Origin of the sequence: Pauljensenia sp. 20925_1_27 (assembly GCF_041432835.1) — a bacterium.
Taxonomy (GTDB): domain Bacteria; phylum Actinomycetota; class Actinomycetes; order Actinomycetales; family Actinomycetaceae; genus Pauljensenia.
The window spans coordinates 63,606-77,931 of the sequence record NZ_JAPWAH010000011.1; the positions used below are offsets into that span (position 1 = coordinate 63,606).

General features: G+C 67.1%; 14 protein-coding genes. 6 read left to right on the forward strand and 8 right to left on the reverse strand.

Features of this window, described 5'->3' with window-relative positions; genetic code table 11:
- The first annotated feature begins 1 nt into the window (after position 1).
- The 4 genes from O3684_RS07265 to O3684_RS07280 all read left to right on the forward strand — a co-directional run bounded on the left by O3684_RS07265 (position 2) and on the right by O3684_RS07280 (position 2,658).
- Entirely contained in the window at positions 2 to 874 is an 873-nt protein-coding gene (locus O3684_RS07265) for an amino acid ABC transporter permease (protein ID WP_500065986.1), read from the forward strand.
- Complete coding sequence (locus O3684_RS07270) at positions 874 to 1,653, forward strand: amino acid ABC transporter ATP-binding protein (protein ID WP_500065988.1); 780 nt, start codon at positions 874 to 876, stop codon at positions 1,651 to 1,653. Before O3684_RS07265 ends, O3684_RS07270 begins: the two co-directional genes overlap by 1 nt.
- 178 nt (positions 1,654 to 1,831) lie before the next feature.
- Positions 1,832 to 2,140 carry a type II toxin-antitoxin system TacA family antitoxin gene (locus O3684_RS07275; RefSeq protein WP_500065990.1) on the forward strand — a complete coding sequence of 103 codons (309 nt, stop codon included), beginning with the start codon at positions 1,832 to 1,834 and terminating at the stop codon, positions 2,138 to 2,140.
- Positions 2,140 to 2,658 (forward strand): GNAT family N-acetyltransferase, encoded by a 519-nt coding sequence (locus tag O3684_RS07280; protein ID WP_500065991.1) that lies wholly within the window; start codon positions 2,140 to 2,142, stop codon positions 2,656 to 2,658. The genes O3684_RS07275 and O3684_RS07280 overlap by 1 nt, the downstream gene beginning before the upstream one ends.
- A gap of 82 nt (positions 2,659 to 2,740) precedes the next feature.
- Here O3684_RS07280 and O3684_RS07285 read toward each other — a convergent pair whose 3' ends face one another.
- Together O3684_RS07285 and O3684_RS07290 are read right to left on the reverse strand one after the other, a co-directional pair.
- Complete coding sequence (locus tag O3684_RS07285; RefSeq protein WP_500065992.1) at positions 2,741 to 3,154, reverse strand: hypothetical protein; 414 nt, start codon at positions 3,152 to 3,154, stop codon at positions 2,741 to 2,743.
- A gap of 59 nt (positions 3,155 to 3,213) precedes the next feature.
- Positions 3,214 to 4,149, reverse strand: a complete 936-nt coding sequence (locus O3684_RS07290; protein ID WP_500065994.1) for an alpha/beta fold hydrolase — start codon at positions 4,147 to 4,149, stop codon at positions 3,214 to 3,216.
- 65 nt (positions 4,150 to 4,214) lie between these two features.
- Here O3684_RS07290 and O3684_RS07295 point away from each other — a divergent pair, with 65 nt between their 5' ends.
- Positions 4,215 to 4,922 carry an NADPH-dependent oxidoreductase gene (locus tag O3684_RS07295; protein WP_500066003.1) on the forward strand — a complete coding sequence of 236 codons (708 nt, stop codon included), beginning with the start codon at positions 4,215 to 4,217 and terminating at the stop codon, positions 4,920 to 4,922.
- Between the two features lie 111 nt (positions 4,923 to 5,033).
- Positions 5,034 to 5,687 (forward strand): hypothetical protein, encoded by a 654-nt coding sequence (locus O3684_RS07300; RefSeq protein ID WP_500065996.1) that lies wholly within the window; start codon positions 5,034 to 5,036, stop codon positions 5,685 to 5,687.
- A 1,102-nt stretch (positions 5,688 to 6,789) separates the two neighbouring features.
- On the opposite strand, the gene O3684_RS07305 is transcribed toward O3684_RS07300, so the two are convergent.
- From O3684_RS07305 to cmtR, 6 genes are all read right to left on the reverse strand, one after another.
- Entirely contained in the window at positions 6,790 to 7,260 is a 471-nt protein-coding gene (locus O3684_RS07305; RefSeq protein ID WP_500065997.1) for a response regulator, read from the reverse strand.
- Positions 7,257 to 9,344 carry a sensor histidine kinase gene (locus tag O3684_RS07310; protein WP_500066005.1) on the reverse strand — a complete coding sequence of 696 codons (2,088 nt, stop codon included), beginning with the start codon at positions 9,342 to 9,344 and terminating at the stop codon, positions 7,257 to 7,259. The genes O3684_RS07305 and O3684_RS07310 overlap by 4 nt, the downstream gene beginning before the upstream one ends.
- 19 nt (positions 9,345 to 9,363) lie before the next feature.
- The gene (locus O3684_RS07315) at positions 9,364 to 10,776 is read right to left on the reverse strand and encodes an SLC13 family permease (protein ID WP_500065998.1); all 1,413 of its coding nucleotides are present in this window, start codon (positions 10,774 to 10,776) and stop codon (positions 9,364 to 9,366) included.
- Positions 10,777 to 11,233: 457 nt separating this feature from the next.
- Positions 11,234 to 11,359 (reverse strand): hypothetical protein, encoded by a 126-nt coding sequence (locus tag O3684_RS07320; protein WP_500066000.1) that lies wholly within the window; start codon positions 11,357 to 11,359, stop codon positions 11,234 to 11,236.
- Between the two features lie 28 nt (positions 11,360 to 11,387).
- The gene (locus tag O3684_RS07325; protein WP_500066007.1) at positions 11,388 to 13,292 is read right to left on the reverse strand and encodes a heavy metal translocating P-type ATPase; all 1,905 of its coding nucleotides are present in this window, start codon (positions 13,290 to 13,292) and stop codon (positions 11,388 to 11,390) included.
- Positions 13,289 to 13,657 carry a Cd(II)/Pb(II)-sensing metalloregulatory transcriptional regulator CmtR gene (gene cmtR / locus O3684_RS07330; RefSeq protein WP_007588138.1) on the reverse strand — a complete coding sequence of 123 codons (369 nt, stop codon included), beginning with the start codon at positions 13,655 to 13,657 and terminating at the stop codon, positions 13,289 to 13,291. Before cmtR ends, O3684_RS07325 begins: the two co-directional genes overlap by 4 nt.
- Positions 13,658 to 14,326: the final 669 nt, after the last annotated feature.

Here is a 14,326-nt window from a genome sequence, read left to right on the forward strand (position 1 = left end):
CATGAGTGAGCACTCGAATGACGCGCTGGCCACGCCCCCCGTTTCGGCGGTGGAGCGTGGCCGGCGCGCTTATCGGCGCAAGCAGACGGTCCGGTCGATCCTCGTCTCCCTGGCCTCCACGATCGTGGTCGCGGGAGTCCTCATCGCCGTGGTCGTCAACTCCGACGGGTGGGAGGCCACCCGCCAGACCTTCTTCAACGGCAAGTACTTCGTCGAAGCCTTCCCCCAGGTCCTGTCCGGCCTGTGGCTCAACATCCGGATCCTGGCGATCGCGGTGCTGGGCGTCGCGGTGTTCGCAACCCTCCTGGCCGCCGCGCGCACGCTGGCCGGCCCCGTGTTCTTCCCGATCCGTTTCCTGGCGGCGGCGTACACAGATATTTTCCGAGGCGTCCCCTTCCTGGTGGTCCTCTACCTGATCGGCTTCGGCATCCCCGCGCTCAACCCGACGACGCGCATCCCCACCGCATTCCTGGGCACGGTCGCGCTCATCCTCACGTACTCCTCGTACGTGGCCGAGGTGCTGCGCGCGGGCCTGGACTCCGTCCACCCCTCCCAGCGTTACGCGGCCCGATCGCTGGGTCTGTCCCACGGGCAGACGCTGCGCATGATCATCGTGCCGCAGGCGATCCGCAAGGTGACACCCGCCCTGATGAACGACTTCATTTCCATGCAGAAGGACGTCGGCCTCATCTCCGTCCTGGGCGCGGTCGACGCGATCCGCTCGGCGCAGATGGTCCAGGCCAAGACCTATAACATGACGTCCTACGTCGTTGCCGGCCTGCTGTTCATCATCTTGTCGTTCCCCTTTATTCGCCTGTCGGACTGGTACACGGCCCGACTGCGTAAGCGCGAGCAGATGGGAGGCACCGTCTGATGTCGGTTCCCACTACGCACGAGGCCTCCCCGGCCTCGGACAACACGACCCCGGTCCTGAGCGCCGTCGGCGTCGTCAAGCGCTTCGGCGATAACGTCGTCCTGCGTGGCCTGGACCTGGATGTCGCAGCGCACGAGGTCGTGGTCCTCCTGGGCGCATCGGGCTCGGGCAAGTCGACGCTGCTGCGCTGCGCGAACCTGCTGGAGCGGGTCGACGACGGCCAGATCTTCCTGGCCGGCGAGGACATCACGGACCCGCGCGCGAACGCGGATCAGATCCGCGCGCGCATTGGCGTCGTGTTCCAGCACTACAACCTGTTCCCGCACATGTCGGTGCTGGACAACGTGACGCTGGCGGCCCGCAAGGTGCACGGCTGGGAGAAGGACCGCGCACGCGAGCGCGGCCTCGAGCTGTTGGACCGCATCGGCTTGAAGGACAAGGCGAAGGAGTACCCGGATCGACTGTCGGGTGGCCAGCAGCAGCGCGTCGCGATCGCACGCGCGCTCGCCACGAACCCGGAGTTGCTCCTGTTGGATGAGATCACGGCAGCGCTGGACCCGGTGCTCGTCGGCGAGGTCCTCGACCTCGTTCGCGAGATCAAGGAACAGGGCTCAACCATCCTCATGGCGACGCACGAGATCAGCTTCGCCCGCCAGGCGGCCGACCGCGTCGTGTTCCTTCGGAACGGCCAGATCGTCGAGCAGGGCCCGCCCGAGCAGGTCATCGACAACCCGCGCGAGCAGGCCACCAGGGACTTCCTGGCGCGCATCCTGCACTGATTTATCTGGAAGCTAAGGGGAGCGGTCAACTCGCCGTTGGCCGCTCCCCTTCTCATCCACTCGCAGCGTGGTCCATTCCCGCAGGGATCCCAGGAGAAAGAGGTAGCCCACTCGAACCTCAGATGCTAGGGTGTCTATACGTACGGATAATGTCCGTACGAACGAAAGAGGAACTGACATGAGCACTGCAAAGACACAGCGTCTGGAACTGCGCCTCACCGAGGAACAGAACACTCTCATTCGCAGCGCCGCCACATACACATCTCGCAGCATCAGCGAGTTCGTCCTCTCTGCAGCCACATTGGAGGCGCAGCGGCGTCTCGCCGACCAGCGCTTCTTCATCCTGAACGAAGAGGACCACGCCCGCTTCGAAGAAATCCTTGAGGCCTCGCCGACGGACGATCCCAAGCTGCGCAAACTCGTTGATCGACCCTCGCCCTTCGGCACTCACATCGACCTGAACACACCGAGCACCTCCGAGAACTGATGTACGTGTCAGTCCTGCAAGAGCCGCGGCCTCTCAAGCGGAGGGACGACCGGTCACGCTTCCAATCGGGCAACGCCGAGATAGACGATTGGTTCCACCGATTTGCGTGGCAAAACCACCGAGCCGGAAACGCTCGCGTCTTCGTCACAACGCAGGAACCAGAGACACTTGGTTTCTACGCCCTATCCATGGGGGCAGTGCAGCGCAGCACACTCCCAGATGCCCTCAAACCTGGCCAACGCCCGGAGCCATGCCCAGTTCTCCTCCTCGCGCGACTCGCCGTCGATCAGCGCGCGCAGGGACGAGGCATCGGCGCAGCTCTCCTCAAAGACGCACTCTTGCGAGCCTACAAGCTCAGTCATGAGGTGGGATTCGCTGCCCTCCTGGTCCACTGCGCCAACGACCAGGCGCGCGAGTTCTACCTCAGCCAGTCCTCGAACTTTGTTCCCTGCCCGGGAGCGGAGAACCACCTGGTGTTGCCGCTGCGCGCCCTGCGGGAGTTCATCGACACTCTGTAGCATCCAGCATCCAGCTGCCGCAACACAACGCAAAGGGCCCAGGATCCGCGGATCCTGGGCCCAAAGCGTCGTCAGTATGGAATCAGTTGGCACCCTCGGTGATGGTCACCTTGAAGTCGGTCGTGATGCCGTCCGGATCGGTCAGGGTCACGGTCACCGGGTCATCGTCCTCGCCCAGCGCACGCAGCGGGTGCAGAGTGACGATGTTCTTCTCGGACTTGCCGACCTCAAGGGCGGTGGGATCAGAGACCTCGATCTTCCACTTGGCGGCCTTGTCGGAGTCGGCCAGCTTGATCTTCAGGTCGCGCTTCTCGGGGACCTTGATGCCGTGCTCGTCGATCTGAGCGATGGGACGCTCGACCGTCTTGACGTCCTTCGGGGTCACGTAGGAGTGAGCGGAATCGGTGGCGCAGCCGGTCAGGGCGGAGATGCCCAGGCCGAGCGCCAGCACTGCTGTGAGGATGGAACGCTTGTTCATAAGCACCATACTAAGCATCCATACTCACAGATACGCATCACAAGGCCCGTTTTGGGACGATGTCACACCATCTCGCGTCACATGGACCAGACCAGCGCCCCCGACTCCACATCCGCCCAGAACGAGGTGGCAAACTCCGCCCACTCCTGCGGGTGCTGCAGCTGGGCGCTGTGCGCACCTCCGCGGATGACGCTCTCGCGCGCGCCCAGGTCCGAGGCCTCCTCGGCGTACCACGAGGGCGGCCAGATCTCATCCTGGTCCCCGTACAGCACGTGCACGGGCACGCCCGTGGCCGCGAGCGCGGGGGTATCGGGGCGCAGCTGGGAGAGGATGCGGGCGATGCCCACCAGGTTTTCCGAGGCCGTGTCCAGGGCACGAACACGCTGAAATTCCGCCCACCCGACGCCCGGCTCGTCGAAGTTCATGTCCGGGAAGTAGGCGCGCAGCACCTGCTCACGCGCGCCGGGACCCGTGGGCAGGGGGTCGAGGATCGGCAGGGTGTTCATCCAGTCGTAGACGGCGCGACCCGAGCAGAACAGGGTCACGGATGCGAAGAGGTCGGGCCGCGCGATGACGGCCGCGCGCGCGACGATGCCACCGAAGGAATGGCCCACGAGGTGCACGCGATCCGAGGTCCCGGCCCAGGCCTCGGCGACGGCGATGAGGTCATTGACAAAGTCGCTCATCCCGTACGCGCCCAGGCCGGCGGGCGCGGCGGACCCGCCCTGGCCTCGTTGCGAGTAGGCGAGGACGTCCCAGCCCGCGTCGCCCAGGAAGGGCAGGACGGGCGCGTAGTCCTCCTTGGAGCCCGTGTAGCCGGGAACGAGGAGCGCGCGGTTCTCCCCCGCCGCGTCCGGGGACGACGCCGCTGAGATCGCGGGGATGCCGTCGACGAGGGCAGGGGCGCTCGGGCCGGTCAGCAGGCCACTGAGCTCGCCGGCCGGGGAGGGGACGGCGACGGGAATCACGTTTGAGGCCAGCGCAAAAGGCCCAAAAGGCTCTATCTGTTTCACGCCCCCAATCGTAGAATGAACGCATGACAAACGAGACGATTGCGAGCTAGCTCGCCCACCGCACGATCCGCGCCTACAAGGACCAGCCCCTCACCGAGGAAGAGGTCACCACGCTGATGGACGTGGCTCGTCACACCGCTACCTCGTCGTTCCTGCAGTCCTGCACGATCCTGCACATCACGGACCCCAAGGTGCGCGAGGCGATCGGTGCCGCGTCCGGTCAGCCCTACGTGGGCGGCACGAGGGGCGACCTGTTCATCTTCGTCGCTGACCTGTACCGCAACAGCCGCATCCGCGCCGAGCAGGGTGTCTCCTCGGAGGCCCTGGGGTCGATCAACCTGTTCCTCACTGCCCTTGAGGATGCGCTGCTGGCCGCGCAGAACGTGGTCGTGGCCGCCGAGTCCATGGGCCTGGGAACCGTGTACCTCGGCTCGATCCTCGCCGATCCGCGCCCGGTCGTGAAGGTGCTGGAGCTGCCGGAGCTGACCTTCCCGGTTCTCGGCCTGCTCGTCGGCCACCCGGACCAGGATCCGGGCCAGAAGCCGCGCATGCCCCTCTCCGTCATGACCGCTGAGAACACGTACCCGCGCGTCGAGTCCTACACCGAGACGCTCGCCGACTACGACCGCGAGGTCACCGAGTACTACGACCTGCGCTCGGGTTCGCGCCTCGAGTCTTTCTCTCACCTGGTCGCCACCAACATCGGCGTGGGTGGCGCGCACGTCTCCCCCATCATGGAGGTCCTCCACGAGCAGGGGCTGTGCCTGCGCTGACTCTCCTTCCTTGACGAGGCCGTGGCCTCCCCTCGCGCTGTGGTAACCTGCGCCGACCGGGGGCCACGGCCTCGTCGCATACCCGGCTGGCCGCGCGCTTACAATGAGCGCATGGCTGAGCTTGGTTTTTCCACCTACGTGTTTATCGAGCGCATCGCCGCGAACGCGGCCGCGCTGCACCCCTTCCCGGAGCACAACGTCGCGCTCGTGCGGGATGCGCTGGCGGACGCCGGCTTCGACATCACGCTGCTCGGCCCGGACGCGCCCGAGATCGGCGAGGGCGTGTACTTCCAGCCCGAGCCCTTCGGCGACGAGGTCATGGGCCTCCTCGCGGATGCGCTGACCTTGCGCGGCATCGGAGCGTACGCGTACGCGCTCGTGGATTCGTCGCTGGGCGGGGATCTGGCCGACATCGCGCTGTTCACCCGCGTGGGCGACATGTTCCCCCGCCACGGCCGCCACATTCTCATGACGCGCATGTACATTCACCGCACGCCAACGGGAGCGGGCAACAAGGCCGTCACCTGGGCGTTCGGATCTCCCGCCGACCTGGAGGAGGCGAACCGGCTGCTGTCGGAGAGGTTCGACACCGAGCCGGTCACGGACCCGCGCGGCATGGCCGCCATCGAGATCCGCCACCCCGAGTTCGCGGCGGGCACGGCGGAGCCGATGGTCCTCCTCGACGAGATCTTCCAGGTACTGGGCGCCGCCGGCTTCGAGGGCATCACAATGTGCAACGACCCGGGCGAGCAGCCCCAGGGCTGACAAGCGCAGCGAAAGTTCCGGCTATAATGTAGTCATTAACACCGGTTCCGCCGAAAGGTCCAGGGCCGGTTTTCTTCTACCCGCCCCTTTCGGATTAAAGGACAAATCGTGTTGGTTTGGCGGTGACTTTTCGGCCTACTGCTGCGGGAAAATCAACATTGAAGGTGGTTGTTTCGTCGTGGGGTATGAATACCCCTAAATGCCTTGCGTGTGGGCAAACGATGACCTGGTATGGACACTTAGGTTCGAGGGAGCAGTTCGCCCACGCGTGCTAGCTGCCTGCTCTCCTTGCTGCGCACGCGGGCCCGCTAATTCGCACGTGGGCCCGCTAATACGAGCCTGGGCAGCCCCGCCCACACTCCCAATAGAGGGTTTACGTGCGATATCGCGGGTTAGCGCTCGCATTAGCGGGTTCGTGTGCGAGCTGGACACGAGGCCAGGCGCCGCCTCGCTCAAAACGCAGCCCGCCTCAGCCGCAACACCCCGTTGTCAATGTTTTTCGCCGAGGTGGCCTGCGATTTGGGCGCCTCACCGGCTCGAACCGCGACGTCACCGCCCCGAACCGCGACCTCGTGGCCACCAGACGGGGGGATTTGCGCCATGAGGGGCGCGACACGCCGGCGACGTGCCGAAGGGAGGCTCCTCATGCTGCAAAACCCCCGCCATTACCCCTGGCGTCATGCTCCCTCACGGGTGCAATACCCTCACTGTGGTGCAGAGCTGCCTGGTGGGGTGCCGATTAACGCCGGTGAGGCGTCGCCAGCGATGACGGGGAACGCCATGGTCGCCAGCTCCACGACGAGGCTTGTTGCCGATGAGGTGTTACACCCGATCGGGAAGATTCCACCCCTTCTGATCGGGTGGAATCTTCCCTAACGGGTGGAACGCTCCCGATCAGGTGGAATCCTCCCGATGGGCCGCATCCTATCTCAGGAGCTGCGGCACGAGCGTGCTAGCCCAGTGCCTCTCCCTCGACGATGCCGGGGACCGAGCCGCGACCAACACATTTTGTCCTATAATCCACAACCTGAGACCCTCACACGCAGCAAGGGCCGCCGCGCTTGCCTTGCTTGGCGAGTGCGGCGGCCCTTTAGTCAAGGGTTTAGCGGATCGCCTCCATGACGCGCACGCCGTCGAGCACGCTCACGTAAGGCAGGGGGTCCACGTCGGTCTCCAGGACGTACTCAGTGAGCTGGTCGCGCACGACCGCGCGCAGCTCGTCGGGATTCCAAGGCTTGCCGATGTAGTAGTCCAAGCCCGCCTGGTTAACCGCACGGATCGTGTCGGACTGGTCCGCCTGGCCGGTGACCAAGACCGTGCGGGTCGCGCCGAAACGCTCGTCCTTCATGAGCTCCACGAGGAAGTCCACGCCCGACTTTCCGGGCAGACGATGGTCGGACAGGACGAGGGCCAGCTCATCCCCGTCCTCGACGATCTCGTCGATGACGGCCCACGCATCGTCAACGTCCTCGGCGACTTCGAGCCGGATCTTGTCCCAGAACTGTTCAAGATCGCGCTCGAGCGCGTCGCGCACGTCTGCTTCGTCCTCAAGGGACAGGATGGTCAGGGTCATGATTCCTCCTCGTGTGATTGGGCGGGCAGCGAGATCCGCATGATCGTGGATCCCGGGTGAGAGTCGATCGTGAGGGTACCCCCATGATCGGCGATGATGCTTCGGACGATGGACATGCCCATGCCCAGCCCGAATCGGACGCGCCCCGCCTTGGTGGTGAAGTGGGGCTCCATGATCTTGTCGACGATTCCCGGGTCGATGCCCGGGCCGTTGTCGTGGACGGTGACGCTCACACCCTCGGGGGTGGGGCGCACGGTGATGCGGATGAGGGCCTCTGCCTCGCCGCGCGCGGGCAGCTCGGGTACACCGCCCGCGCTCTCCGCCGCCGCAACCAGGTCCGCATTCTCATCCTCGATGGCCTCGGCCGCGTTCACGATGAGGTTCGTCCACACCTGCTGCAACTTCGCCGGATGCGCGCGCACGGGCGGCACGTCCTCGTAGTCGCACTCGATGCGAATGCCCCGTACCCTGTGGGCGGTCAGCCGCAGTACATCGTCGATGCCCTCGCGCACGTCCACGGGCTTGAGGTCCTCGGCGTCCGGGCGCGCGTAGCCCTTGAGGGACTGGGTCAACTCGATGACGCGGTCGCCCGCGGCGAGCACCGAGCGCAGGGACCCGCCCAGGCGCGCCCCGGCCTCGTACGCGTCGATGCCGCCCGGGATCCGCGCGAGCGCACGCGCACCGTCCGCCCCCTGGATCCCCGCGCGCACGAGGCGACGCGCGAGCGTGCGGTCGCCGACGACGGGCAAGAGCTCCTTCATGAGGGCGCGCTCAACCGACGTGGAGCGCGGCGGCGCGGTGAGGGCGCGGGCCATAGCCTCCCTCGACGAGGCCGTGGCCGGGGCCGCGAGCGCCGCGTCGACGTCCTCGTGCAGGTGCTTGGCGGCGCGCACGAGGGCGGTCACCGGGTTGTTGAGCTCGTGGGCGATGCCGGCGCTCAGCTCGCCGAGCATCGCGAAACGGGCGCGTTCGACCAGCTCGGCGCGGGTGGCACGCAGGTCCTCGAGGGTGGCCGCCAGGGCCTCCTTCTGGGCCTCGAGGTCCTCGGCGAGCATCGCGTTTTGCAGGTGAAGATCCTCGGCGCGCATGAGGCGGCGCGTCAGCGAGCGGATCGCGAGCGCCGTCAGGGTCGCGCCGATCGACGGGTCCTCGGAGATGACGATCTGGAGCTGCTCGGTCGTCAGGCGCACGAGCGTCGCCTCCGTCGCCGTCTCGCCCGTGAAGAACGCATTCTCCGCGCGCGCCAGCGACACGAGGCCGATGAGCGGTCCCGACGAGGCCAAATGCGCCAAGACCTCGCCCTGCGCCGAATCCCTGTGCAGCGACACTTGGCCATCCAGCACCAGGTAGACGGCACCCACCGGCTCGCCCTGCGTCACCAGCTGTATCCCCTCGGGGACAATGAGCCGAGGCCGCTGCCCGAGCACGCGCTCAACGCCGGCGAGGAGCTCCATGACGACCTCATGCTCGTCGCGGTCCAAGCCCTCCAGGAGCGGACCCTGCACGGCGAACGGCGGCGGGTCCGCGATCAGCGAGCGGATCTGCCTCTCCGAGTACCCACAACCGCGCAGGTAGCGCACCATCGTCGAATACGCCTGACCCGCCAGGAGTGGCACCGTCCACGGGGACTTCAACACCGAGGCGAGGGCGTCCGACTGTATGCACCGCACGAGGTCTCGGTGCTCTAAGCGATCCGTGACCACAACCCACTGCATGCGCTGCAGCGCCGGGAAGGTCCTCGCGCGGTCGATGAGCGCGTCAATGTCGTCGAACTCGGAGGTCGCCAGGCCCATGAGCACGTGATCGCCCGGCTTCAGGCTGGCCTCGTAGCCGGACAGGTCCTCGATCCCGTCAATGCGGTCCAGGCACAGGCCCGGGAAGGCGTGCGCCAAGTCCCTCGTCACGGGCGCGGCAATCGTGCGCGAATCATCGCCCACGACCAGCATGTGAATCGGGTAGCCGGCTCGGTGCCCGCCGCTGCGCACGTCCGTGCGAGCCAGCACCGAGGCGTCCTCCGCCGCGGGCCCCCGCGTCCACCCGCGGGCCAGCCCCGGCCGGGGACGCGCCGCCCCCAAACCGGCCATGGCCTCGTCCCCGGACACGTCACATCACCCCGATGAATCCCCAGGTCAGCGGCGCGACAAACGCCAGGAGGATGATGCCGATGACGCCCACCACGATGCCGACAATCGCCATCTCGCGGGTCGGGGTCGTGCCCGTCGAGTACGCGATCGCGTTCGGCGGGGTCGAAATCGGCAGGCACATGCCGAGCGAGCAGCCCAGGGCGATGACGATGGCGATCTCGGCGGCGCTCGTCGAGACCGTCGTCGCCAGGCCCATACCCATCGGGATCAGGAGGTTCGCGGACGCCGAGTGCGAAATGACGTTCGAGGTCACCCAACCCACGAGCGCCAACACGAAGATCAGGAGGACGCCGGGGATCGAAGCCCACTGGATCGAACCGAGCATCCACTTGTCGAGGCCCGTGGCGGACACGCCCGAGCCCAGCGCGATACCGCCAGCGACCAGCCACAGGACCGGCCAGTCCAGGGCACGCAGGTCATCCCCGCTCATTACCTTCGTCATGAGGAGGACCACGACAGGCAGGAAGCCGACGACGTTGGCGGAAATGTGGTGCAGCGACTCCGTCATCCACAGGAGAATCGTCAGACCTGCGACCGAGTAGAAGATGATCGCGCTGCGCGACTTCTCGAAGCGAGCCGACGTGTCGATGTCGAACTTGGCGTCCGTGGGGATGTAGCGCCACGCGATGAACGCCCACGACAGTGCCAGGAGCACCAGCATGAGCGGGACGGCCGCGAGCATCCACTGCAGGAAGGTCACCTTGACGCCCGCGTTCTCCAGCGCGCCCAGGGCGATCGCGTTCGGGGGCGTGCCGACCGGCGTGCCCATGCCGCCGACGTTCGCGGCCACGGGGATCGACAAGGCGATGCCGGTGCGTGCCTTGCCCTCGGGTAGAGCCATGATGACGGGCATCATGACGGCGAACATCGTCGCCGTGGTCGCCGTGTTCGACATGAACATACTCATGATCGCGGTGATCAGCATGACGCCCATGACCGTCAGACGCGGCTTGCCCATGAAGGGCTTGAGGAGAACCGCGGACAGGGCGCGATCCAGCTTGTACTTGGCGGCACCGTCGGCCACCATGAAGCCGCCCAGGAACAGGATGATGACCGGGTTGGCCAGCGCCCCGAAGAACTTCGTGTACGCCGGAGCACCCTCACCCACGCTCAGCAGCGCGTGGTCCGAAATGAACAGGACCTCCAAGAAAATGACGAGGACCGCCGTGCCCGCCAGGGGCACCGCCTCCGTCACCCACAGCAGAATCGCCGCCAAGAAAATACCGAACATGCGCGTACCGGCCACGTCCAGGCCGGGCAACTGCACGAACAGGCAGGTCACAATGCACGCCAGCGCCGCAACGGTGCCGAACACCTTGGCCGGGCTAATTGATTGCTTCTTCTTCGAGAAATCTGCCGGTCGCGTGGACATATTCTGAGCGGAGCGCGGATTGATTGACACCGCGCCCTTGGAGCGTCGAGCCATTATGTGAAGACCTCATCGTCTTGCTTGGATAGTGTCCGACCAGTGTATGTCAGCACACACAAAAAGTGAAGCCGGGGTGGGGGCACTCTCGTCCCCCACCCCGGCTTGACGCTTGCGCCGTCAGCGGGCCTGCGCTCCTTGAGGATGCAGGCATTCAGTCATGCTTGCCGAGGCTTGGTAACGTCACGTTTGTGCAGCCCACCTGAACGAACGCCCAGGCACCACCCGCGACCCCACACTCTCTTACTCAGCCACGGCCTCGTCGATGTCGTAGCCCGTCGGGAGGATGCCCGGGCGCGCCGGCTCCCACCCGAGGGCGGGTGCCACATACTCCGCGAAGTTGCGGATAATCGACCAGTATTCCTCGAATCCCAGCTGGTTGGGGATCGTCAGGAGGAGCGTGTCAGCCTCCGCGAGGGCGCGATCCTGGCTCAGCTGCTGAATGAGCGTCGACGGCGGTGTGGCCGTCGGCGATCAGGTCCAGGGCGGCGGCCTCCTCGGCGAGATAGAGGGGGTTCTCGTAGCGCATGTCTGAGTTATGGCGTTGGACGGAACACCTATTGCTTGCGGGCACGCGCAGCCCGCAGTCCGTTGGCGATGACGACGACTTCGGCGACCTCGTGCACGAGGACGACCGCTGCCAGGCCGAGCACGCCGGTGATCGCCAGCGGCAGCAGCACAGTGACGATCGCCAAGGACAGAACGATGTTCTGGTTGATGATCCTGCCGCCGCGGCGGGCGTGGCGCAGAGCCTGCGGGATGAGGCCGAGGTCGTGGCCGGTGAAGGCGACGTCGGCGGACTCGATCGCGGCGTCGGAGCCGGTCGCGCCCATCGCGATGCCCACGGTCGCCCCGGCCAGGGCGGGCGCGTCGTTGATGCCATCGCCGATCATCGCGGTCGGCGACGTCTCCGAGAACCCGGCGACGATACGAGCCTTGTCCTCGGGACGCAGCTCGGCGTGCACGTCGCCGATCCCGGCCAGCTTCGCCAGCGCAGCAGCGGTGCGGGAGTTGTCGCCGGTGAGCATGCTCACCTCGACGCCCTGGTCGCGCAGGGTCCGCACGACCTCGGGGACCTCGGGGCGCATCTCGTCGCGGACGCCGATCGCCCCGGCCAGGAAGCCGTCGACGGTGACGAGCACGCAGGTCTGCCCCTCGGCCTCCAGGTCCTCGACCCGGGCCTTGAGCGGACCGGCGTCAATCCAGCGCGGACTGCCCACCGCCACCCTGCGGCCGTCGACCAGGCCACCGATGCCATGCCCGGCCTCCTCGGCCACGTCCTGCGCGGCGGGGGTTCCCCGGCCCGCGGCGGCGATGGCGGCGGCGAGTGGGTGCGTCGAGTGCTGCTCCACGGCGGCAGCCCAAGCAAGCACCTGCGCATCGTCGAACCCATGGGCGGCGACGATGGCGGTTACCTCGGGCCGGTTGCGGGTCAGAGTGCCGGTCTTGTCCACGGCCAGGTGCCGGATGCCACCGAGGCGCTCGAAGGCAGCCCCGCTCTTGATGACGACGCCGAACTTGGTCGCCGCGCCGATCGCGGAGACCACGGTGACGGGCACCGCGATCGCCAGCGCGCAGGGGCTGGCCGCGACGAGGACGACCAGGGCGCGGGTGATCCAGGTCTCCGGGTCACCGAGCAGGGACCCGAGCACGCCGACGAGGACGGCGAGGACCATCACGCCGGGCACCAGCGGGCGGGCGATCCGGTCAGCGATCCGGGCTCGGTCGCCCTTCTCGGCCTGGGCCTGCTCTACCAGCTCCACGATCGTGGTCAGCGAGTTGTCGGTACCCGCGGCGGTCGCCTCGACCTCCAGCACGCCGGCGCTGTTGATCGCGCCCGCCGACACCGCTTCTCCGGGCGCGACCTCGACCGGGATCGATTCACCCGTGATCGCCGAAGTGTCCAGGCTCGACCGGCCCGAGCGGACCAGCCCATCGGTCGCGACCCGCTCGCCAGGGCGGACCAGCAGCACGTCGCCGACGGCGATCTCCCTGGCCGGGACCGAGGCGGAGGTCCCGTCGCGCAGCACGGTCGCGGTCTCCGGCACGAGCTTCAGCAGCGCGCGCAGCCCGCCGCGGGCGCGGTCCATCGCCTTGTCCTCCAGGGCCTCGGCGATCGAGAAGAGGAACGCCAGCGCGGCCGCCTCCTCGACGTAGCCGAGGATCACCGCGCCCACGGCGCTGATCGTCATCAGCAGCGCGATCCCGAGCTTGCGCTTCACAACGAGATTCCGGATCGCACCGGGCACGAACGTGTACGCGCCCAGCAGCAGGCCCGCCCAGAACGCGACCAGCGCCGCGATGTGCAGCCCCGACCACGCCAGCGCCAGGCCGGTGCCGAACGCGACGCCGGAGAGGATCGGCACGACCAGGCCGGGATCACGCCACCACGGGCGCTCTGCTTCCTCTGCCTCGTCCGCGGGACTGGTCGTCGGCTCGTCGCAGCCGCAGGCGGCGCTCACGAGGCGTCCCCCGAACTGCTCGCGGCGCAGCAGCCCGGCACCGAGCAGGCCGGGTCGATGCACGGCGCGCTCTCGTCCACGGCGAGGGTCACATCGACCAGTGCCGTCAGCGCCGCGGCCAGGTGCGGGTCGGCGATCTCGTAGCGAGTCTGGCGGCCCTCGGGCTCAGCGACCACGATGCCGCAGTCGCGCAGACAGGTCAGATGGTTGGACACGTTCGATCGGGTCAGCCCCAGCTCGCGCGAGAGCACGGCGGGGTGGCTCGGGCCGTCAAGCAGGGACATCAGGATCCGGGAACGCGTCGGGTCGGCCATGGCCCGGCCGAGCCGGTTCATGACGTCGAGACGCGAAGCAATGGTCAGCATGCACTGAACTATACAGTGATAGCTGACCAATAGTCCAGTTGCAGAGGCTGCCGCACATGCTCCGCTCGCTTGCGGCGCTCGGCTCGGCCGGGCCGTCACCAAACGGGGGAAATGGCGTCATTAGAGGTACGACACGCCGGCGACACGCCGCCAACCAGCTTCTAATGCTGCAAAACCCCCACCGCAGCCAGCCTCGTGCGCCACGTCGCCTACAAGACCTGGGCGCAGGGCCGATTGGCGCGAAAGAACTCGCCCAACACAGCCCCTTCAGCAGCATTTCCGCGAAAAAACTCGCCCAGCACAGCCCCTCCACTGGCACTTCCGCGAAAAAGCCCTCAGATTGACGACGTTCATAACAACGCGGCAGAAAGCCACACGAAAAACACCTTGGATTGACGACGTTTGTCACAACACGCACCCGAGCACCCCAAAAACTCAACACGCGAGACCCCCATGACGCCCACAGGAAGAGGCGGGCCAGGCTTCGGTTCCCATGGGCGGTGGCGGGGCCTGGCCGGGCTTCAAGGCGACGCGCCGAGCCGAAGGCTCGCAGCGCGGACGGCGAGCGGGCGGGCCGCCGCCCATGGCGCAGCCCGGCCCCACAGGTGTGGAGGGCGCCGAAGGGATCTGCCGCGGTGCCGGTGGGCGGTGGCGGGGCCTGGCCGGGCT

Coding starts and splice junctions, on each gene's coding strand:
- O3684_RS07305 (WP_500065997.1), bottom strand. CDS start 7,260: ATGACCCTGACCATCCTGTCCCTTGAGGACGAAGCAGACGTGCGCGAC.
- O3684_RS07275 (WP_500065990.1), top strand. CDS start 1,832: ATGAGCACTGCAAAGACACAGCGTCTGGAACTGCGCCTCACCGAGGAA.
- O3684_RS07270 (WP_500065988.1), top strand. CDS start 874: ATGTCGGTTCCCACTACGCACGAGGCCTCCCCGGCCTCGGACAACACG.
- O3684_RS07280 (WP_500065991.1), top strand. CDS start 2,140: ATGTACGTGTCAGTCCTGCAAGAGCCGCGGCCTCTCAAGCGGAGGGAC.
- cmtR (WP_007588138.1), bottom strand. CDS start 13,657: ATGCTGACCATTGCTTCGCGTCTCGACGTCATGAACCGGCTCGGCCGG.
- O3684_RS07285 (WP_500065992.1), bottom strand. CDS start 3,154: ATGCTTAGTATGGTGCTTATGAACAAGCGTTCCATCCTCACAGCAGTG.
- O3684_RS07310 (WP_500066005.1), bottom strand. CDS start 9,344: ATGGCCGGTTTGGGGGCGGCGCGTCCCCGGCCGGGGCTGGCCCGCGGG.
- O3684_RS07300 (WP_500065996.1), top strand. CDS start 5,034: ATGGCTGAGCTTGGTTTTTCCACCTACGTGTTTATCGAGCGCATCGCC.
- O3684_RS07315 (WP_500065998.1), bottom strand. CDS start 10,776: ATGTCCACGCGACCGGCAGATTTCTCGAAGAAGAAGCAATCAATTAGC.
- O3684_RS07265 (WP_500065986.1), top strand. CDS start 2: ATGAGTGAGCACTCGAATGACGCGCTGGCCACGCCCCCCGTTTCGGCG.
- O3684_RS07320 (WP_500066000.1), bottom strand. CDS start 11,359: ATGCGCTACGAGAACCCCCTCTATCTCGCCGAGGAGGCCGCCGCCCTG.